Origin of the sequence: Kosakonia sp. MH5 (assembly GCF_009935945.1) — a bacterium.
In the GTDB taxonomy this organism is placed as follows: Bacteria; Pseudomonadota; Gammaproteobacteria; order Enterobacterales; family Enterobacteriaceae; genus Kosakonia; species Kosakonia radicincitans.
This window is the reverse complement of the sequence record NZ_QODH01000001.1, coordinates 344,491-365,000: the sequence shown is the minus strand read 5'-3', so window position 1 is coordinate 365,000 and position 20,510 is coordinate 344,491. Positions and strand designations below refer to the sequence as shown.

At 55.1% G+C, this 20,510-nt stretch carries 20 protein-coding genes; 15 read left to right on the top strand and 5 right to left on the bottom strand.

Going from position 1 to position 20,510, the window contains the following annotated elements:
* Nucleotides 1-32: 32 nt before the first annotated feature.
* Nucleotides 33-692, bottom strand: a complete 660-nt coding sequence (gene flgA, locus DK872_RS01790) for a flagellar basal body P-ring formation chaperone FlgA (protein WP_007374473.1) — start codon at nt 690-692, stop codon at nt 33-35.
* Nucleotides 693-849: 157 nt separating this feature from the next.
* On the opposite strand from flgA, the gene flgB reads away from it, so the two are divergent.
* The 11 genes from flgB (at nt 850) to flgL (ending at nt 10,712) form a co-directional block, all read left to right on the top strand.
* Nucleotides 850-1,266 carry a flagellar basal body rod protein FlgB gene (flgB, locus tag DK872_RS01785; protein WP_007374474.1) on the top strand — a complete coding sequence of 139 codons (417 nt, stop codon included), beginning with the start codon at nt 850-852 and terminating at the stop codon, nt 1,264-1,266.
* Nucleotides 1,267-1,270: 4 nt separating this feature from the next.
* A complete protein-coding gene (gene flgC / locus DK872_RS01780; protein ID WP_007374475.1) occupies nt 1,271-1,675 on the top strand; it encodes a flagellar basal body rod protein FlgC in 405 nt (134 codons plus the stop codon).
* Nucleotides 1,676-1,686: 11 nt separating this feature from the next.
* A complete protein-coding gene (flgD, locus tag DK872_RS01775; protein ID WP_007374476.1) occupies nt 1,687-2,373 on the top strand; it encodes a flagellar hook assembly protein FlgD in 687 nt (228 codons plus the stop codon).
* A 26-nt stretch (nt 2,374-2,399) separates the two neighbouring features.
* Nucleotides 2,400-3,608, top strand: a complete 1,209-nt coding sequence (gene flgE / locus DK872_RS01770) for a flagellar hook protein FlgE (RefSeq protein WP_007374477.1) — start codon at nt 2,400-2,402, stop codon at nt 3,606-3,608.
* Nucleotides 3,609-3,628: 20 nt separating this feature from the next.
* The gene (locus tag DK872_RS01765) at nt 3,629-4,384 is read left to right on the top strand and encodes a flagellar basal body rod protein FlgF (RefSeq protein ID WP_007374478.1); all 756 of its coding nucleotides are present in this window, start codon (nt 3,629-3,631) and stop codon (nt 4,382-4,384) included.
* A 15-nt stretch (nt 4,385-4,399) separates the two neighbouring features.
* A complete protein-coding gene (flgG, locus tag DK872_RS01760) occupies nt 4,400-5,182 on the top strand; it encodes a flagellar basal-body rod protein FlgG (protein WP_007374479.1) in 783 nt (260 codons plus the stop codon).
* A gap of 57 nt (nt 5,183-5,239) precedes the next feature.
* Nucleotides 5,240-5,938, top strand: coding sequence for a flagellar basal body L-ring protein FlgH (locus DK872_RS01755; protein WP_007374480.1), 699 nt, complete (start codon nt 5,240-5,242; stop codon nt 5,936-5,938).
* A gap of 12 nt (nt 5,939-5,950) precedes the next feature.
* Nucleotides 5,951-7,045 (top strand): flagellar basal body P-ring protein FlgI, encoded by a 1,095-nt coding sequence (locus DK872_RS01750; protein WP_007374481.1) that lies wholly within the window; start codon nt 5,951-5,953, stop codon nt 7,043-7,045.
* Entirely contained in the window at nt 7,045-8,004 is a 960-nt protein-coding gene (flgJ, locus tag DK872_RS01745; protein ID WP_007374482.1) for a flagellar assembly peptidoglycan hydrolase FlgJ, read from the top strand. Before DK872_RS01750 ends, flgJ begins: the two co-directional genes overlap by 1 nt.
* Nucleotides 8,005-8,079: 75 nt before the next feature.
* The gene (gene flgK, locus DK872_RS01740; RefSeq protein ID WP_090397087.1) at nt 8,080-9,729 is read left to right on the top strand and encodes a flagellar hook-associated protein FlgK; all 1,650 of its coding nucleotides are present in this window, start codon (nt 8,080-8,082) and stop codon (nt 9,727-9,729) included.
* Nucleotides 9,730-9,743: 14 nt separating this feature from the next.
* Nucleotides 9,744-10,712, top strand: a complete 969-nt coding sequence (gene flgL / locus DK872_RS01735) for a flagellar hook-associated protein FlgL (protein ID WP_007374484.1) — start codon at nt 9,744-9,746, stop codon at nt 10,710-10,712.
* A gap of 81 nt (nt 10,713-10,793) precedes the next feature.
* On the opposite strand, the gene DK872_RS01730 is transcribed toward flgL, so the two are convergent.
* The gene (locus tag DK872_RS01730; protein WP_072440994.1) at nt 10,794-12,005 is read right to left on the bottom strand and encodes an MFS transporter; all 1,212 of its coding nucleotides are present in this window, start codon (nt 12,003-12,005) and stop codon (nt 10,794-10,796) included.
* A gap of 137 nt (nt 12,006-12,142) precedes the next feature.
* Here DK872_RS01730 and DK872_RS01725 point away from each other — a divergent pair, with 137 nt between their 5' ends.
* Nucleotides 12,143-13,081 (top strand): LysR family transcriptional regulator, encoded by a 939-nt coding sequence (locus tag DK872_RS01725; RefSeq protein WP_035886195.1) that lies wholly within the window; start codon nt 12,143-12,145, stop codon nt 13,079-13,081.
* Nucleotides 13,082-13,120: 39 nt separating this feature from the next.
* On the opposite strand, the gene rne is transcribed toward DK872_RS01725, so the two are convergent.
* Nucleotides 13,121-16,270, bottom strand: a complete 3,150-nt coding sequence (rne, locus tag DK872_RS01720; RefSeq protein WP_161517979.1) for a ribonuclease E — start codon at nt 16,268-16,270, stop codon at nt 13,121-13,123.
* Between the two features lie 572 nt (nt 16,271-16,842).
* Between rne and rluC the strand changes: the two genes are divergently transcribed.
* Nucleotides 16,843-17,796: a 23S rRNA pseudouridine(955/2504/2580) synthase RluC gene (gene rluC / locus DK872_RS01715; protein WP_035886193.1), complete on the top strand. Its 954-nt coding sequence runs from the start codon at nt 16,843-16,845 to the stop codon at nt 17,794-17,796.
* 36 nt (nt 17,797-17,832) lie between these two features.
* On the opposite strand, the gene DK872_RS01710 is transcribed toward rluC, so the two are convergent.
* Nucleotides 17,833-18,966 (bottom strand): dienelactone hydrolase family protein, encoded by a 1,134-nt coding sequence (locus DK872_RS01710; protein WP_007374491.1) that lies wholly within the window; start codon nt 18,964-18,966, stop codon nt 17,833-17,835.
* A gap of 103 nt (nt 18,967-19,069) precedes the next feature.
* A complete protein-coding gene (locus DK872_RS01705; RefSeq protein ID WP_007374492.1) occupies nt 19,070-19,654 on the bottom strand; it encodes a nucleoside triphosphate pyrophosphatase in 585 nt (194 codons plus the stop codon).
* A gap of 141 nt (nt 19,655-19,795) precedes the next feature.
* Here DK872_RS01705 and yceD point away from each other — a divergent pair, with 141 nt between their 5' ends.
* Together yceD and rpmF are read left to right on the top strand one after the other, a co-directional pair.
* Entirely contained in the window at nt 19,796-20,317 is a 522-nt protein-coding gene (gene yceD, locus DK872_RS01700) for a 23S rRNA accumulation protein YceD (RefSeq protein WP_007374493.1), read from the top strand.
* 16 nt (nt 20,318-20,333) lie between these two features.
* Nucleotides 20,334-20,507: a 50S ribosomal protein L32 gene (gene rpmF, locus DK872_RS01695; RefSeq protein WP_007374494.1), complete on the top strand. Its 174-nt coding sequence runs from the start codon at nt 20,334-20,336 to the stop codon at nt 20,505-20,507.
* Nucleotides 20,508-20,510: the final 3 nt, after the last annotated feature.

The following is a 20,510-nucleotide window of genomic DNA, read 5'->3' as shown; positions in this document are numbered from 1 at the left end:
TATCGGCAGGCAACATAAATTCTTTAAAAAGATTATAGGTTAATCAGAATATTCCCATCAGTATTCACCGTACCGCTGACAATCTGGCCTGAAGACATACGCACGCGGGCATTTTGCGCCACTGCGGCATTGTCCAGCGCTTGTCCTTCGCCGTTCACACTAAAGCCATCTCCCGATGCCACAACCTGTACCCGCTGTCCGGCTTTTACCCGCCATGCCTGACGCAGCATTGAGAGCTGAATCGGCTGCCCGGGAACGAGATCGCGCAGGCTAATCGCATCCTGCGCCTGATTGATATCCAGCATCGTGCGCGGCGGCAATTGATCGAGACGACCGCGTTTTAATGTCACGCTGCCGGGTTGCAGCGTGCTGCCACGCGCAACAGATTGCGCCGCCACTACATAATTACCCGTCGCCTGCACGTTAACCTGCAAAAAGCGCTTAGCTCCCGCACAGTTTGCCACAACGTTTACGTTTCCCCATAGCTTTGCGCCGCCGACTACGCTCAGCGCGGGCTGATCGCAGGTGGGCAACATGTTCTGCGGGGTTCGTATATTTACCACTACCTCGTCACTAAAGCCAGCAAGGCGCTGAGCAAAAAATGATGTGAGCTGAGCTTGCAGCTCGCCCGCCTGTGTCAGCGGGCTCAAAAACAGTAAGGTCGCGGCTAAACCGCTTTTCAACGTGTTCATCGCAGACTCCTGCCTGTTGATGGGATGCAGAGATTTTAACTGCATGGCAAATCTATCAACGCAATAAATAGCGACGCATTTTGCCCTTATTCCGGCGATAAGTTTGCCTGAGGAGATTTAAGCTGTTGGCTAAATAATTGTCATCAGTGGGGGAGCTATGCTCGATAAACTTGATGCCGCTCTGCGTTTTCAGCAAGAAGCGCTGAACCTGAGCGCCCAGCGCCAGGAAATTCTGGCGGCAAACATTGCCAACGCCGATACCCCCGGGTTTCAGGCGCGCGATATTGATTTCTCCAGCGAATTAAAAAAAGTCATGGAGCGCGGGCGTGCTGAAAACAGCGGCGTTGCATTGACGCTGACATCTTCCCGCCATATTCCGGCGCAAAACATCTCCACGCCGTCTGCCGATCTGTTGTACCGCATTCCTGACCAGCCTTCACTCGACGGTAACACCGTGGATATGGATCGCGAACGTACGCAATTCGCTGACAACAGCGTGAAATACCAGACCGGCCTGACCGTGCTGGGCGGGCAGATCAAAAGCATGATGAGCGTTCTGCAACAGGGGAACTAAGTAAATGGCATTACTGAATATCTTTGATGTCGCCGGGTCTGCGCTCACCGCGCAATCAAAACGTCTGAACGTCGCCGCCAGTAACCTGGCGAACGCCGACAGCGTAACCGGACCGGATGGGCAACCCTACCGCGCTAAACAGGTTGTCTTCCAGGTGGACGCTGCACCGGGTCAGGCGACCGGCGGCGTGAAAGTAGCTGATGTGGTCGAAAGTCAGGCGCCGGACAAACTGGTCTTTGAACCAGGTAATCCGCTGGCTGATGCCAATGGCTACGTCAAAATGCCGAACGTTGATGTGGTCGGTGAGATGGTGAATACCATGTCCGCTTCACGCAGCTATCAGGCAAACGTTGAAGTGCTTAATACCGTTAAGAGCATGATGCTCAAAACGCTCACCCTTGGCCAGTAAAGGAGACACGCATGTCTATCGCCGTGAACGTGAATGACACCACTGCTAACAGTAGTGTCTCATCGACCAGCACTACCGGTACTACCACTACAGGCACTAACAGCGCTTCCGACCTGCAGAGTAGCTTTCTGACGCTGCTGGTCGCACAGCTGAAAAACCAGGACCCGACCAACCCGCTGCAAAACAACGAGCTGACGTCGCAACTGGCACAGATCAGCACCCTTAGCGGGATTGAAAAACTGAATACCACGCTGGGTTCGATTTCCGGACAGATTGATAACAGCCAGTCATTGCAGGCATCTAACCTGATTGGTCACGGCGTCATGATCCCGGGGCAGACGGTTCTGGTAGGCAGCGGAACCACCACGCCGTTTGGCGTTGAACTGACGCAGGCTGCTGACAAAGTCACTGCGACTGTCACGAGCAAAGACGGCACCGTGGTGCGCACGATTGACATTGGTTCGCTGTCGGCTGGCGTTCATACCTTTAGCTGGGATGGCAAGCTGACCGATGGGACGACAGCGCCGGATGGCTCTTACAAAGTCTCCATCTCTGCCAGCAACGCATCAACACAGCTGGTTGCACAACCGCTGCAATTTGCCATGGTGCAGGGCGTCACGCTCAACTCCAGCGGCAACCTTTTAGATTTGGGTACCTACGGTACAACCACACTCGACGAAGTACGGCAGATTATCTAAGCCTTAACACTTATCAGGAGTAAGTCATGGCCTTTTCACAAGCGGTCAGCGGCCTGAATGCTGCGGCCACCAACCTCGATGTCATTGGTAACAACATCGCCAACTCCGCCACATATGGCTTTAAATCCGGGACTGCATCTTTTGCCGATATGTTTGCCGGTTCCAAAATCGGTCTGGGTGTTAAGGTGGCCGGGATTACCCAGGACTTTAACGATGGTACCACCACCAGTACCGGTCGTGGTCTTGACGTCGCGCTGAGCGGCAACGGTTTCTTCCGTCTGGTAGACAGCAACGGCTCTGTTTATTACAGCCGTAACGGCCAGTTCAAACTGGACGAGAACCGTAACCTGGTGAACATGCAAGGCATGGAAGTGACGGGTTATCCGGCAACGGGTACACCGCCAACGGTTCAGACCGGCGCGAACCCGCAGGCCATTACTATCCCGAACACCCTGATGGCGGCGAAAACCACCACCACGGCAACGATGCAGATCAACCTGAACTCTACGGATTCCACTCCGACAGTTACCACCTTTGATCCGACTAACGCGGATAGCTACAACAAAAAAGGCTCTGTTACCGTTTACGATAGCCAGGGTAACGCGCATGACATGAACGTCTACTTCGTGAAAAGTTCTACGGCGAACACCTGGAGTGTTTACACGCAGGACAGTAGCGTAAGTGGCAGCACTGCAACGCTGGCAAGCACACTGGTGTTTGATGCGAACGGCTCTCTGACCAGCGGCACCACGGCGAACATCACCACCGGTACCATTAACGGCGCAACCCCGGCGACGTTCTCCCTGAGCTTCCTGAACTCCATGCAGCAAAACACCGGTTCCAACAACATCGTTGCGACCACCCAGAATGGTTACAAACCGGGTGACCTGGTGAGCTACCAGATTAACGATGACGGTACCGTTGTAGGTAACTACTCCAACGAACAGACTCAGTTGCTGGGGCAGATTGTACTGGCAAACTTCGCCAACAACGAAGGCCTGAAGTCCGAAGGCGACAACGTCTGGTCTGCCACGTCTTCTTCCGGTGTGGCGCTGCTCGGTACGGCAAACACCGGTAACTACGGTAGCCTGACCAGCGGCGCGCTGGAAGCTTCGAACGTGGATCTGAGTAAAGAACTGGTCAACATGATCGTCGCGCAGCGTAACTATCAGTCGAACGCGCAGACCATCAAAACCCAGGACCAGATCCTTAACACGCTGGTTAACCTGCGTTAATCGTCTGACGGGATGGCTTAATGGATCACGCAATATATACCGCGATGGGCGCTGCCAGCCAGACGCTGAATCAGCAGGCTGTCACGGCCAGCAACCTCGCGAATGCGTCCACTCCGGGTTTCCGCGCGCAGCTTAATGCGCTGCGTGCGGTGCCGGTAGAAGGGCTTTCGCTGCCTACCCGTACGCTGGTAGTCGCGTCAACACCTGGTGCCGATATGACGCCAGGCCAACTGGATTACACCTCGCGTCCGCTGGACGTGGCGTTGCAGCAGGACGGCTGGCTGGCAGTACAGACGGCGAACGGTACTGAAGGATATACCCGCAACGGTAACATCCAGGTGAGCTCGACCGGCCAGTTGACGATCCAGGGGCATCCGGTGATGGGCGATGCCGGGCCGTTGACCGTGCCTGAAGGCTCGCAAATAACGATTGCGGCTGACGGTACGATCTCCTCGCTGAACCCGGGCGATCCGGCCAATACCGTTGCGCCGGTTGGCAAACTGAAACTGGTGAAAGCAGACCCGCAAGAAGTGCAGCGCGGCGATGACGGCATTTTTCGTCTGACCCAGGCCGCACAAGCGACGCGTGGCGCGACGTTACAGGACGATCCGAGCGTACGCGTCATGTCCGGCGTGCTGGAAGGCAGTAACGTTAAACCGGTGGCGGCCATGACCGACATGATTGCCAGCGCGCGTCGTTTCGAGATGCAGATGAAGGTGATCTCCAGCGTCGATGATAACGCGCAACGTGCCAACCAGTTGCTGTCAATGGGCTAATAAACAGGACTACATATGATCAGTTCATTATGGATCGCAAAAACCGGCCTTGACGCCCAACAAACCAATATGGATGTCATCGCCAACAACCTGGCGAACGTCAGTACCAATGGTTTTAAGCGTCAGCGTGCGGTATTTGAAGATTTGCTGTACCAGACGATTCGTCAGCCTGGTGCGCAGTCTTCCGCGCAGACTACGCTGCCTTCCGGCTTGCAGATTGGTACCGGCGTGCGTCCGGTAGCCACTGAACGTCTGCATAGCCAGGGCAACTTGTCTCAGACCAACAACAGTAAAGATGTGGCGATCAAAGGGCAGGGCTTCTTTGAAGTCTCTCTGCCGGATGGGACTTCCGCTTACACCCGCGACGGTTCCTTCCAGGTTGATCAGAACGGGCAACTGGTGACGGCTGGCGGTTATCAGGTTCAGCCGGCTATCACTATTCCGGCAAACGCCCTGAGCATCACCATTGCCAGCGATGGTGTGGTGAGTGTGACTCAGCAGGGGACAGCTGCGCCAGTTCAGGTTGGCCAGTTAAACCTGACCACCTTTATGAATGACACCGGTCTGGAAAGCATCGGTGAAAACCTCTACACCGAAACGCAGGCCTCCGGCGCGCCGAACGCCACTACGCCTGGGTTGAACGGTGCGGGTTTGCTGTATCAGGGGTATGTGGAAACCTCAAACGTAAACGTGGCGGAAGAGCTGGTGAATATGATCCAGGTTCAGCGCGCTTACGAAATTAATAGTAAGGCAGTATCGACCACCGATCAGATGCTGCAGAAACTGACGCAACTCTAAGGCGTTTTCCGGCGTGGTAAGTGCCGCGCCGGAACCCTGATTTCGAAGATGAATGCAATGCAAAAATACGCCGTGCGCAGCTACCCGATTATGGCTTTAGTGGCATTAACCCTGACTGGATGTGCCTGGGTTCCGTCTACACCGTTAGTGCAGGGGGCAACCACCGCCCAGCCCATTCCGGGGCCGGTGCCAATGGTGAATGGTTCTATTTACCAAACTGCGCAGCCAATCAATTATGGCTATCAGCCGCTGTTTGAAGACCGTCGTCCGCGTAACGTCGGCGACACGCTGACTATCGTACTGCAAGAGAACGTGAGCGCGAGCAAGAGCTCGTCAGCGAATGCCAGCCGCGATAGCAAATCCAGTTTTGGCATGGATACCACGCCGCGTTATCTCGAAGGGCTGTTCGGCAATGCTCGTGCCGATCTGAGTTCTTCCGGCAGTAATACCTTTGACGGCAAAGGCGGCGCAAACGCCAGTAACACATTTAGCGGCACGCTGACCGTTACGGTCGATCAAGTGCTGATCAACGGCAATTTACATGTAGTGGGTGAAAAACAGATCGCCATTAACCAGGGCACGGAGTTCATCCGCTTTTCCGGTGTCGTAAACCCACGCGCCGTCAGCGGCAGCAACACGGTTCCGTCCACGCAGGTGGCGGATGCGCGTATCGAATATGTGGGCAATGGCTACATCAACGAAGCGCAGAATATGGGCTGGCTGCAACGTTTCTTCCTCAACTTATCGCCGATGTAACCGGGGTGAATTATGTTTAGATATCTGGCAATGGCGTTGGTACTGGTGGCATCTGTTGCCCAGGCCGACCGCATCCGGGACCTCACCAGCGTACAGGGCGTGCGAGAAAACTCCTTGATCGGCTATGGCCTGGTCGTTGGCCTTGATGGCACCGGTGACCAGACCACACAGACCCCCTTTACCACGCAGACACTGAATAACATGCTGTCGCAGATGGGGATTACGGTGCCGACCGGCACCAACATGCAGTTGAAAAACGTCGCGGCCGTTATGGTCACGGCGCAGTTCCCGGCATTTGCCCGCCAGGGGCAAACCATCGATGTGGTGGTCTCCTCGATGGGTAACGCTAAAAGTCTGCGCGGCGGTACGCTGCTGATGACTCCGCTGAAAGGGGTCGACAGCCAGGTGTACGCGCTGGCGCAGGGGAATATTCTGGTTGGCGGCGCAGGTGCCTCGGCAGGCGGCAGCAGTGTTCAGGTGAACCAGCTTAACGGCGGTCGTATTACTAACGGTGCGGTGATTGAGCGTGAGTTACCGACGCAGTTCGGCTCAGGGAATACCATCAACCTGCAACTGAACCAGGAAGATTTCTCTATGGCGCAGCAGATTGCCGACACCATTAACCGCAGCCGTGGTTACGGGAGTGCAACGGCGCTTGACGCCCGCACTGTGCAGGTCCGCGTTTCTACTGGCGGCAGTTCGCAGGTCCGTCTGCTGGCCGATATTCAGAACCTTGAAGTCGGCACGACTCAGCAGGATGCGAAAGTGATCATCAACTCGCGTACCGGCTCGGTGGTGATGAACCGTGAAGTGTCGCTGGATAACTGTGCCGTCGCGCAGGGGAACCTCTCTGTCACGGTCAACCAGCAGGCTAATGTCAGCCAGCCGAATACACCGTTTGGCGGCGGTCAGACGGTAGTGACACCGCAAACGCAGATCGATTTGCGCCAGAGCGGCGGCTCGCTGCAAAGCGTCCGCTCCAGCGCCAACCTGAACAGCGTCGTGCGCGCACTTAACGCGCTGGGGGCTTCGCCGATGGAACTGATGTCCATCCTGCAGGCTATGCAAAGTGCAGGCTGCCTGCGCGCGAAACTGGAGATCATCTAATGTTGACGGACAGCCGGTTGTTGTCGAGCGCGGCTTGGGACGCGCAATCACTGAACGAACTGAAAACCGAGACCAGACAGGATCCGCAGGCCAATTTGCGCCCCGTTGCGCGTCAGGTAGAGGGTATGTTTGTGCAGATGATGCTGAAAAGCATGCGTGAAACATTACCGAAAGACGGTATTTTCAGCAGTGACTCAACACGGCTGTACACCAGCATGTATGACCAACAAATCGCGCAGCAGATGACGGCCGGTAAAGGTCTGGGGCTGGCGGATATGATGGTCAAACAGATGGCCGCTCAACAGGGTTCTGCTGAGCCAGCGGAACAAGCAGCACAGCAGGTGCCGATGAAGTTCCCGCTGGAAACGGTTACCTCCTATCAGAACCAGGCGCTGACGCAACTGGTGCGTAAAGCGATGCCAAAAGCGCCGGATGGCAGCGATGAACCGCTTTCCGGCGACAGCAAAGACTTCCTGGCGCAATTGTCGCTTCCTGCCCGTCTGGCGAGTGAACAGAGTGGGGTTCCGCATCACCTGATCCTGGCGCAGGCGGCGCTGGAATCTGGCTGGGGCCAGCGGCAGATCCCGCGTGAAAACGGCGAGCCGAGCTTTAACATTTTTGGCGTAAAAGCTACGCCAGGCTGGAAGGGGCCGACCACGGAAATTACCACCACCGAATATGAAAACGGTGAAGCGGTGAAAGTGAAAGCCAAATTCCGCGTTTACAGTTCGTACCTTGAAGCGCTCTCCGACTATGTCGGTATGCTGACGCGCAATAAACGCTATGCGGCGGTCACCACTGCCGCAACGCCAGAGCAGGGCGCGCAGGCGCTGCAAAATGCCGGTTATGCGACCGATCCTAACTATGCTCGCAAACTGACATCCATGATTCAGCAGTTGAAATCGATGGGTGAAAAAGTCAGCAAAGCGTATAGCACCGACATCCAAAATCTGTTCTGAAAGGTCTCAAGTTTCGCCCTGGGTTGCCGATAATCGTCAACAGGACTCATGACTGAATGTATATAAGGAACCTCCATGTCCAGTTTGATTAATAGCGCCATGAGTGGGCTCAGCGCAGCCCAGGCCGCGCTTAATACTGCCAGTAATAACATTTCCAGTTATAACGTGGCGGGCTACACTCGTCAGACGACAGTGCTTTCAGCGGCGAAAAGTACGCTGGGCGCAGGCGGCTATGTTGGTAATGGTGTTAACGTAGTTGGCGTTCAGCGTGAGTATGATGCCTTTATCACCAACCAGTTGCGCGCGGCGCAAAACCAGAGCAGCGGGTTGACGACGCGTTATGAGCAGATGTCGAAAATCGACGATGTGTTGTCAAGCACCACCAATTCGCTGGCGACCAGCATGCAGGATTTCTTCTCCAGTCTGCAAACGCTGGTCAGTAACGCGGAAGATCCAGCGTCACGTCAGGCACTGTTGGGTAAAGCTGACAGCATGGTTAACCAGTTCAAAGTGGCTGACCAGTATCTGCGCGACCAGGACAAACAGATTAACCTGTCTATCTCGTCAAGCGTTGACCAGATTAACAACTACACCAAGCAGATTGCCTCGCTGAACGACCAGATCTCTCGCCTGACTGGCGTGGGTGCTGGCGCGTCGCCGAATGACTTGCTCGATCAGCGCGACCAACTGGTCAGCGAACTGAATAAGATCGTGGGTGTGGAAGTCAGCGTGCAGGATGGTAATACCTACAACCTGACGATGGCGAACGGCTATACGCTGGTGCAGGGCAGTACTTCTCGCCAGCTGGCGGCGGTTTCTTCGAGCGCCGATCCGTCACGTACAACCGTCGCGTATGTTGATAACACCGCTGGCAATATCGAAATTCCGGAAAAACTGATCACCACCGGCTCGCTGGGCGGCCTGCTGGCATTCCGTTCACAGGATTTGGATCAGACGCGTAACACGCTGGGTCAACTGGCGCTGTCATTTGCCGATTCATTTAACCAGCAGCACACGCAAGGTTATGACGCGAACGGCGATCAGGGTACTGATTTCTTTACCATTGGTTCCCCGGCAACGCTGAACAACTCGAAAAATACCGGTGATGCCACGTTGACGGCAACCGTGAGTGACAGCTCTGCGGTACAGGCGACCGATTACAAAGTGGTTTATGACGGCACAAACTGGAATGTTACCCGCCTGTCCAACAATACCTCGTTTACGGTTACGCCGGATGCGACTGACGGTACGCTGAACTTTGACGGTCTGAAAATTACCGTCGGCGGCACGACCGGGCCGGTCGCCAACGATAGCTTTACGGTTAAACCGGTGAGCAATGCTATCGTCAACATGAGTGTGGCAGTGACGGATGAGTCGAAGATCGCTATGGCGCAAACCGCTACTGACGGTGCGAGCGATAACCGTAACGGCCAGGCGATGCTGGATCTGCAAAAAGCGACCAAAGTCGGCGGCAACAAAACCTTTAACGATGCGTATGCCACGCTGGTCAGCGATGTGGGTAACAAAACATCCACGCTGAAAACCAGCAGCACGACGCAGACCAACGTGGTGACACAGCTCAGCAACCAGCAGCAGTCTATCTCCGGGGTTAACCTCGATGAAGAGTACGGCAACCTGCAACGTTATCAGCAATATTATCTGGCTAACGCCCAGGTTCTGCAGACCGCAAGCACGCTGTTTAATGCGTTGCTGGAAATTCGCTAAGTAAGGGGTGAATGATGCGTATCAGCACGCAAATGATGTATGAACAAAACATGCGCGGCGTTACCAATGCGCAGAGTAAATGGCTGGCCTACGGTGAGCAAATGTCTACCGGGCAGCGTGTGAACCGTCCGTCTGACGATCCGATTGCCGCTTCGCAGGCGGTAGTGATCTCTCAGGCGCAGTCGCAGAACACCCAGTATGCGACAGCGCGTACTTTCGCCGAACAAAAAGTGTCGCTGGAAGAGAGCGTGTTGCAGCAGGTAACGACCGCTATTCAGGGCGCGCAGTCCACTATCGTTGAGGCCGGTAGCGGCTCGCTCAGCGACGATGACCGCGCATCGCTGGCCAGCAAACTGCAAGGCTATCGCGATCAGTTGTTGAACCTGGCGAACAGCACTGACGGTAACGGGCGTTATATTTTTGGCGGCTATAAAACTGAAACTGCGCCGTATGACTCTACCGGTACATACAGCGGCGGTACGCAGAATATCACCCAGCAGGTTGACGCTTCCCGCACCATGGTGATTGCCCATACGGGGGATGAAATTTTTAACCGTATCACCAGTAACGCCACGCCTGAACCGACGGATCCGGCAACCGGTGCGCCGGGAACTTCGGAAACGGATCTGTTTAAAATGCTGGATACGGCCATCGCTGCGCTGAATACGCCGGTTTCCGGCGATGAGACGGCCAAAGCGACCGCACAGGCCGCGGTTGATAAAACCAGTCGTGGCTTGACGAACTCCCTGAACAACGTGCTGACGGTACGCGCGGAGTTGGGCACGCAGTTGAATGAGCTGGACAGCCTTGATTCGTTGGGTGATGACCGTGCGCTGGGTCTGACACAGCAGAAAAGCGATCTGGTGGATGTGGACTGGAACTCGGTGATTTCGTCCTACACCATGCAACAGGCTGCATTGCAGGCTTCTTACAAAGCATTCTCCGATATGCAGGGAATGTCGTTGTTCCAGATTAACTCGTAATCGTTTCATTTTGAGCATGTCTTGAAACTGGGGCATGTTCCGTATGCCCGCTCTGTTACCGGAGCGGGCCTTTTTTTTGCCTTATGCTTTCTGCGCTGCTTGCTGGATGCGACGGGCATCAACCAGGCGAATGACCAGCGCGATAAAGCCAGAGAGCGTCGCCAGCACCACCACACCCTGCCATGAGGCAACGGAATAGAGTTTACTGCCCAGTGCAGAACCCACCGCCATACCGATAAACACACCTGTAAACAGTAGCGCATTCAGGCGGCCACGCGCTTGCGGCTCCAGACCGTACACCAGATTCTGGTGCGCCACGAGGCTGGATTGCAGACCGAGATCGAAGCCGACCGCAGAGAGCGCAATCAGGATAAGCTGAGCGTGTGGCGGCAGTGCCGGCAGTAAAAACATCAGGGCAAAAGAGAGCGTCACCAGCCCGGCGCCCAACTGCGTCACTTTTTCAGCGCCGACTTTATCTGCCAGACCACCAGCCAGCGGTGCGGCCAGCGCACCGGCGGCACCCGCAATACCGAATGTACCGGCAACGGCACTACCCAACTGATATTTTTCCAGCAGCATTACCGCAAGCGTAGACCAGAAGGCGCTAAAAGCGATGGACAAGAAACCCTGGGCGAAAGCCGCACGGCGCAGTGCCGGATAACGTTGCCACAGGTGCGCCATCGATTTCATCAGTGCCGGATAGCTCAGCGTAGAGTGGGTGGCAAAACGCGGCAGCACGGACCACATCAGCACGCCAATCAGGGCAATACTGACGGCAGCAAGTTGATACATTACCCGCCAGCCAAATGCTGCACCGACAAAGCCGCTAACAGTACGAGAGAGCAGAATGCCCAGCAGTAAGCCGGTCATCACCGTGCCGACCATTTTCCCCTGTTTGCCCGCTGGTGCCAGAATGGCCGCCGCCGGGACAATATCCTGCGCCATTGTCGCCGCCATCCCCAGCATCAGGCTGACGAGCAATAGAGAGGGCAGGTTGCTGGTCAGGCTACAGGCCAGCAGCAGAATCGCCAGTGCCACGCTTTTTATCAGGATGAGGCGGCGACGATCATGGCGATCGCCCAGCGGTAGTAAAAACAAAATACCCAGCGCATAACCGGCCTGAGTCAGCGTCGGTACCAGCCCCATGCCGTTAACGGTCAGGTGCAGATCGCTACCCATCAGCGGCAGCAACGGCTGCGAATAGTAGATAGATGCCACGCTAAATCCGGCGCCCAGCGCCAGCGCTAAAATGACCCAGCCAACAACATCTGTCGAAAGAGAATGACGGTTCATACAGTGTTTCCCCGGTATGGTTTTTATGAGTTCGTAGGCGTGCTACGCAGTGAGGACATTCTTCTCTAATACGCTGTGGCGCGGTAGCCTGCGGAGTGGTAAAACGGTTATACGTGAAACGTATAGGCAAAATAAATATGAAGCGCCAGGAGCGTATAGACAGAGTGGATTTGATGCGGACGTTTATCCGTATCGTGGAAGCGGGCTCGCTGTCGGCAGCTGCGCGCCAGTTGGGAACGACGCAGGCGACGGTCAGCCGCCGTTTGCAGTCACTGGAAACCCTGCTTGGCGTGAAGTTGTTGCTGCGCACCACCCATGCGATGAAGCTGACCGATGATGGTGAACGCTGTTATCAACATGCAAAACGGGTAGCGGATGCCTGGGTAGCCCTGGAGGATGAGCTGAGCCAGTCTGACGATGAACCGGTCGGTATTCTGCGCGTGCGCGCGCCACATGCTTTTGGTCAGGAGCAGTTACTTGGGCCGCTCACCGAATTTCTCGAGCGACACCCGCAGCTTTCTGTCGAGTGGATGCTGAACGATAAAACGGTCGATTTTCTTAGCGTGAACATCGATTGTGCTATTCGCGTCGGCGCGGAAGTGGACCCGGCAACGGTGTCGGTGCTGCTGGCAGAAGTCCCCCGCAGCCTGGTGGCTTCTCCGGCCTTGCTGGCGCGTTTTCCGGCAATTGAGACCCCACAGCAACTCTCAGCCTTGCCGTGGATAGCGCTGAACACTTTTTATCAGCATGAAATTCATCTGACACATCAGCAAACCGGCGATGCGGAACAGGTGCCGATCTCGCCAAGACTGTTTACCGACAGCCTGTACGCTGCGCGGAATACGGCAATCAGTGGTCTTGGTCTGGCGGTTATCTCCAGTTGGGCGGTGGAAGAGGAGATACGCAGCGGGAAACTGGTTGCTTTGTTGCCGGAATGGCAGGCGGCGGCGCTGCCGGTACATCTGGTGTATCCGTGGGCGCGGTACTATCCGGCGCGATTGCGAAAATTTTTGCAATTGATGCGTGAAGTGATGCCGGGGCTGGGAGGCATGCGCCAGCCTGCGCGGCAGGCATAAAAAAGCCGACCCTGAGGTCGGCTTTTGGCTGTCTGGCGATTAGCCAACAGATGGCGGCTTCGTTGCCGGTGCAGTGGCGGCGTGGGTGGCGCTGTGACCGCCCGCGGAGCCTTTGCCTTCGAAATTGAAGTCAGGACGTACCCAGTCGCTGTGACGCGGCGCTTCCGGTACATAATCCGGTGCAGGCGCTTTGGTCATCGGCGCAGTGGCTACTTTACGGGCGACGGCGGGCACCACAGTTTCTTTAACCGGTTCTGCAACCGGGGCCTGTGATTCTTCGCTAACGACCGGAGCGGTTTCGACGATGGGAGCCGGGGCTTCCTGCGCTGGCGTGGCTTCTTCCGCAACCTCTTCGGCGACGACACGATCTTCTTCGGCAATCAGTTGCGGTTGCTCATCAACCGGCGCGGCAATAACCTCCGGATGACTGGTTTCTACCTCAACGGTTTCTGGCTCAGCGACAGTCTGCTGCGGCTCAACAACGACGGGTTCTGTCACTTCCGTTTCAGCGGCTGGCGCGACAACTTCTGCTTCTGCTGCGGGTTGCTGCTCAACCACTTCGGTTTCTACAGCGCTTACCAGCGCGGCTTCAGCCACCATCGGTGCAACTTCCTGCTCAACGGCAACGTTCTCTTCTGCCGCGATCTCTTTCGCCTGCTCTTCCTGAGCGCGCGGAACCGGGTAGCGGATCCATACCTTACCGGAAGCCATTTCAGGTGAAGCACATGCGACGGTTAACGGCATGGCTGACTGCAACGGATAACGCTCGTCACGGTAGCGACGACGGCGCTGGCCGCTGACACGCAGATGACGCGGAGAACGACGAGAGCGGCGAGGCATCGCATTTTCGCGCGCTTCCGCATTCTCATCCTGATCCTGGCTGGTTTCCACAACGACCGGGAGATCGACTTTCGCCACTTCAGTACTCTGAGCCATCGTCTCTTCGGTAGTATCCGTGGACTGTGCATCTTCAAAACGTACTTTCTGGCTCAGTTGACGCTGCTTACGGCGCGGCATCACCTGTACGCGCTCTTCCTGTTCAGTTTCCTGCTCAGGCTGATCGGCATCGGCACGGTTCAGTTCTTTAATATCCTGCTGTGCCTGACGTTTGTCATCGTTACGGCGACGGTTGCGTTCGCGGCGCGATGGTTGCTGCTCATCGCGCTGTTTAGTTTTTTCCGTCTCTTCGACCGCTACTGGCTGACGCGCTTCGCGAGTTTCCACGTTCTGCTGCGATTTCTCGCGGCGATTACGGCGGTTCTCTTCACGACTTTCGCGGTTTTCGCGATTCTCACGACCTTCGCGCGCCTCGCTACCTTCAGCGCGGCCATCACGGCGTTCGCTACGATCGCGACGATTGTTCTGGCGCGGTTTGCGACGATCCTGTTGGCGATCTTGTTTCGCTGGCTTTTTCTCTTCCTGGGCTTCGACGGCTGCCGGGGTTTCTTCACCCGCAAACAGACCTTTCAGTGCCGAGAAGAAACGACTGAACAGCCCCGGAGTGGTGGGTTGTACAGCGGCAGGTTCGGCTTTGGCAACTGGTGCAGCAGCGGCGGCAGGCGCTTGCGGCACAGGCGGAACATCTGGCATGACGAACGTCGCCAGCGCAGGCTGCTCAGGCAGTTTACGCTCGGCATACTCTTCTTCCGACGGCAGCGCCATTGCTTCTTCGTGCAGCTTCGGCAGCAGATAGCTCAGGGTCGGCGTCTCTTCGCCTTTACGCACACGCAGTACGGAGTAGTGCGGCGTTTCCATCTGGTCGTTCGGCACGATCACGCAGCGTACGCCGCCCTGGCGGGCTTCGATAGCGCTGACCGCAGCACGTTTTTCGTTCAGCAGATAAGAGGCGACCTGGACCGGCACAATCGCGTGCACTTCCTGGGTGTTCTCTTTCAGCGCTTCTTCTTCGATCAGGCGCAGAATCGACAGCGACAGCGATTCGTTATCACGAATGGTACCGGTGCCGCTACAGCGTGGGCAGACGTGGTGGCTGGATTCGCCCAGCGATGGGCTCAGGCGCTGACGAGACATCTCCAGCAGGCCAAAGCGGGAAATATGGCTGATCTGAATACGGGCGCGATCCTGACGTACGGCTTCGCGCAGACGGTTCTCAACAGCGCGCTGATGGCGAACCGGCGTCATATCGATGAAGTCAATGACAATCAGACCGCCGAGATCGCGCAGGCGCAGTTGGCGGGCGATCTCATCGGCTGCTTCCAGGTTGGTGTTGAAGGCGGTTTCTTCGATATCGCCACCGCGGGTTGCGCGTGCGGAGTTGATATCGATAGCCGTCAGTGCTTCCGTGGAATCGATAACAATGGAGCCGCCGGACGGCAGACGCACTTCACGCTGGAAGGCAGATTCAATCTGCGACTCAATCTGGTAGTGGCTGAACAGCGGGATTTCACCGGTGTACAGTTTGATTTTGCTGCTGAAATCCGGACGACCCAGTGCGGAGATATGCTGGCGGGCCAGCTCAAGCACTTTCGGGTTGTCGATGAGGATTTCGCCAATGTCCTGGCGCAGGTAGTCACGGAAAGCACGAACGATGACGTTACTTTCCTGATGGATCAGGAACGGCGCTGGACGGCTTTCAGCGGCTTTCTGGATAGCTTCCCAGTGTTTCAGGCGGAAACTCAGATCCCATTGCAGCGCTTCGGCGGATTTACCCACACCGGCTGTGCGTACAATCAGCCCCATGCCATCCGGCAATTCGAGGCTGGAGAGGGCTTCCTTTAATTCAGTACGATCGTCGCCTTCAATGCGGCGAGAGATGCCGCCAGCGCGCGGGTTATTCGGCATTAACACCAGATAACTGCCCGCAAGGCTAATAAACGTGGTCAGCGCAGCGCCTTTATTGCCACGCTCTTCTTTATCAATCTGGACGATGACTTCCTGGCCTTCACGCAGCACATCTTTGATATTAGGACGGCCATGAGCGTTGTAATTGGCGGGGAAATATTCGCGCGCGATTTCTTTGAGGGGGAGAAAACCGTGTCGTTCAGCACCGTAATCAACGAAGGCGGCTTCAAGACTCGGCTCAATGCGGGTGATTTTACCTTTATAGATGTTCGCTTTTTTCTGTTCGTGCCCCGGACTTTCGATATCCAGATCGTACAGGCGCTGCCCATCCACAAGGGCGACACGCAACTCTTCTTGCTGAGTTGCGTTGATTAACATTCTTTTCATCGTAACTTACTCATTATTCTTACATTGACGACTAAGCTGCGGGCAAGATAACGCCTTTCCGGGGAGAACCGATGGCCTCGAGACTATTCACGTCGCCAACCTCACGGTTGTCGCTCGCTTAAGAGGCGCAGTGTGTCGGTTGCCTGTATTTCCTGTGGAAAATACAGCGCAATTATCAGGGGAACAGCCTGGGAAAAACTCTCCAGAGAAGATTCCATCTACCGGTAAGGACTGCAACCCGCAGCCCGCTAACTGCCTGAAAGTTCAATACGTCTTACGCCATTGCTGCGTGTATGATCGGACAGGCAAAACTGGTCATTCCGCTTATTTTGCTTGTTTCAACAAGATTCAACACGGAAAACCGCAACATTATTCCCTGCGAACCCTCTTATAGCAAGCTGACTTTTACCATTTATCACCCGGTTACTCACAGTTTTTTCACCTCTGTACGGAGATTGGTTTAATAACCACCGAATCAGAAGAATCTAACGCCAGTATCCAGGTGCGAATGTAAATATAAGCATAGAAAAATGAGTGGCGCTAATCATCATGGCTATTTAGAATCGCCTCCCATGAAAACTGAGACACCATCCGTAAAATTTGTTGCTATTTCCGCTGACGAAGCGGGGCAACGCATCGATAACTTTTTACGCACCCAATTAAAAGGTGTGCCGAAAAGCATGATCTACCGCATTCTGCGTAAAGGCGAAGTGCGGGTGAATAAAAAACGCATCAAACCGGAATATAAACTGGAAGCGGGCGACGAAGTGCGCATCCCGCCGGTGCGCGTTGCTGAACGCGAAGAAGAGGCGGTTTCACCGCATTTGCAGAAAGTTGCGGCGTTAAGCGACGTTATTTTATATGAAGACGATCATATTCTCGTCCTCAACAAGCCGTCCGGTACAGCGGTACACGGCGGCAGCGGCCTGAGTTTTGGCGTGATTGAAGGTCTGCGCGCGCTGCGTCCGGAAGCCCGGTTCCTCGAACTCGTTCACCGTCTCGATCGTGATACTTCCGGCGTTCTGCTGGTGGCCAAAAAACGTTCGGCGCTGCGTTCGCTACATGAGCAACTGCGCGGCAAAGAGATGCAGAAAGATTATCTCGCGCTGGTGCGCGGGCAATGGCAGTCACACGTAAAAGCGGTGCAGGCACCGTTGCTGAAAAATATTCTGCAAAGCGGCGAACGCATTGTGCGCGTCAACAGCGAAGGCAAACCGTCGGAAACCCGGTTTAAAGTGGAAGAACGTTACGAGTTTGCGACGCTGGTACGTTGTAGCCCGGTAACCGGTCGTACGCACCAAATCCGCGTACATACGCAGCATGCGGGTCATCCGATTGCTTTTGACGACCGGTATGGCGATCGTGAATTTGACAAGCAACTGGCAGCAACCGGTTTGTCTCGTCTGTTTTTGCATGCGGCAGCGCTGAAATTTACCCATCCAAATAGCGGTGAGACATTGCGTATTGAAGCGCCGCTCGATGATGAACTAAAACACTGTTTGCAGGTGCTGCGCAGCGGCAAATAAGCGTTTCCCCCTCCGGTACGAGGGGGAAGCAACAGGTCAGGGCTTCAGCCACTTATCCAGCCACGGAAAGACTTCATCCTGCTGTTCACGGTAAAAAACATGCCCCAGTTGTGGCCAGGTTCGGGTGACGAGTTTGTCGTCGGCGTGCTGCGATTTCCAGACGCGGTGCACTTTGGCAAAGGCCTCCTTTACCGCTTCCTGCGGGAACAGTTTGTCCTGGCCGCCGCTGAATATCAGCATCGGTTTAGGCGCAGCGATACTGGCAATGTCCGGAATATCCATCTGCGCAGGCATTCCCGGGTGGAGCATATAAAAGGCAGACTGGCCGCGCAGCACATTATTGCCTGGTTGCATCAGGCCGTTATACGTACCAAACCATGAGATCACGGCGGTCGCCGCCACTTTGTCGCTCAGTGCTGCCAGTTGCCAGGCGCGAAAACCGCCCATCGAGAAACCCAGCACGCCCACACGTTGACTGTCCACTCCGGCATATGAGGCGATAAAGTCTACCGTGCGCATATCTTCATAAGCCATTTCGCCTGCCAGAGAACGGCCAAGGTTGAAATAGTTACTGGCCAGCGCCTGCTGCTGCTCGTAGACCATTGGCCCGCGATCGCCCCAACCCGGGCTGTCAATGGCGATGACGGCATAGCCACGGCTGGCCAACTCATCACCGATAAATTTCCCGCTGAAAAATTTGTCAGCCCAGGCTTGCGCGCTGGCGAGCTTTCCTGCATCGCCCCAGGGACGGATCAGCTTCTCTTTACCGATATCAAATTTCGAACCGTGATCGTGTAACAGCACTACTGCGGGGTGAGGTCCCGGGGATTTCGGCATTAGCAGCAGCGCCGCAATACGATTATCGTCGGTGATATTAAGTGCCAGTTTTTCTGCAGTGTAACTGCCACGATCTTCTTTGCTGAGAATTTCTGGCGCGAAAGGTTTCGTCGAGGTCGGGGTAAGCAATGCTGCGCGGAACAGCTGGCGGCTAAGGGTTTGCCACTGAGTAAAATCTTTATAGTGGCCGGAGAGCCAGGAATGGGGGTAATGCATCTCTGCTTTCAGCGTTTGCCATGAAGCGGGGAGGTTACCTTCGACCACTCCCTGCGTTTGCCACGGTGCCTGCGCAATGGCATTCGCGGCGCCGAAAAGCGTCAACAGCAGCGCCATTTTATTGAATATCTTCATCACCTCTCCTTAAATTAAAACGGTGTTTTAATAATGGAGGTGAATGTAGCTTTTGCTCAAAAAAGAAACTGTGATCGCTAAAGCATTAGTTTAACAAGGGGTTACACTGTTCACGACGTAGCATCTGGCACAGCGCGATCAGCGGCAAACCGACCAGCGTGTTGGGATCCCGGCCTTCAAGACGCTCAAACAGCGCAATGCCTAACCCTTCGCTTTTGAAACTACCTGCGCAGTTCAGCGGATGCTCTTTACGGATATAGTCTTCGATTTCCTGCTCGCTTAAATGACGGAAATGGACGTCGAAAGGCTCACATTCAGTCTGCAAATGACCGGTGGCCGAGTTATATAGCGCCAGGCCAGTATAAAATGTGACAATATTTCCGCGGGCTTTCATCAATTGCTGGCGGGCATTTTCTTCCGTATGCGGCTTGCCGGTTATTTCACCGTCCAATACGCACACCTGATCGGAACCAATAATCAGATGCTGAGGATATTTTTCCGCCAGCGATTGCGCTTTTTCCTGCGCCAGACGCAGCACCAGATGACGCGGTGCTTCGCCTGCATACGGGGTCTCATCAGCCTGCGGCGCGGCGCATTCAAACGCTAAGCCAAGCTTTTCCAGAAGCGCACGGCGGTATGGGGAGGTCGATGCGAGAATAATTTGCGACATATTTTTTTCACCAAATATGGCTTAACAATGAGAGGCATTTTAAACTGTAGGCCGCAATGTGTGCGAATTATTGGCAAAAGGCAACCGTAGGCTGCCTTTTTCTTTGACTATATGACGTTACAAAGTTAATATGCGCGCCCTATGCAAAAGGTAAAATTACCCCTGACTCTTGATCCGGTTCGTACGGCTCAAAAACGCCTCGATTACGAGGGTATCTATACCCCCGAACAGGCGGAGCGTGTCGCCGAATCTGTAGTCAGCGTAGACAGTGATGTGGAGTGCTCCATGTCGTTCGCTATCGATAACCAGCGTCTGGCGGTCCTGACCGGCGATGCGAAGGTAACGGTATCGCTCGAATGCCAGCGCTGCGGGAAACCATTCACCCATCAGGTCTACACAACGTATTGTTTTAGTCCTGTGCGTTCAGACGAGCAGGCTGAAGCACTGCCGGAAGCGTATGAACCGATTGAGGTTAACGAATTCGGCGAAATCGATCTGCTGGCGCTGGTTGAGGATGAAATTATTCTCTCCTTGCCTGTAGTTCCGGTGCATGATTCTGAACACTGTGAAGTGTCCGAAGCGGACATGGTCTTTGGCGAATTGCCTGATGAAGCGCAAAAACCAAATCCATTTGCCGTATTAGCCAGCTTAAAGCGTAAGTAATTGAGGAGTAAGGTCCATGGCCGTACAACAGAATAAACCAACCCGTTCCAAACGTGGCATGCGTCGTTCCCATGACGCGCTGACCGCAGTCACCAGCCTGTCTGTAGACAAAACTTCTGGTGAAACCCACCTGCGTCACCACATCACCGCCGACGGTTTCTACCGCGGTCGCAAGGTTATCACTAAGTAATCA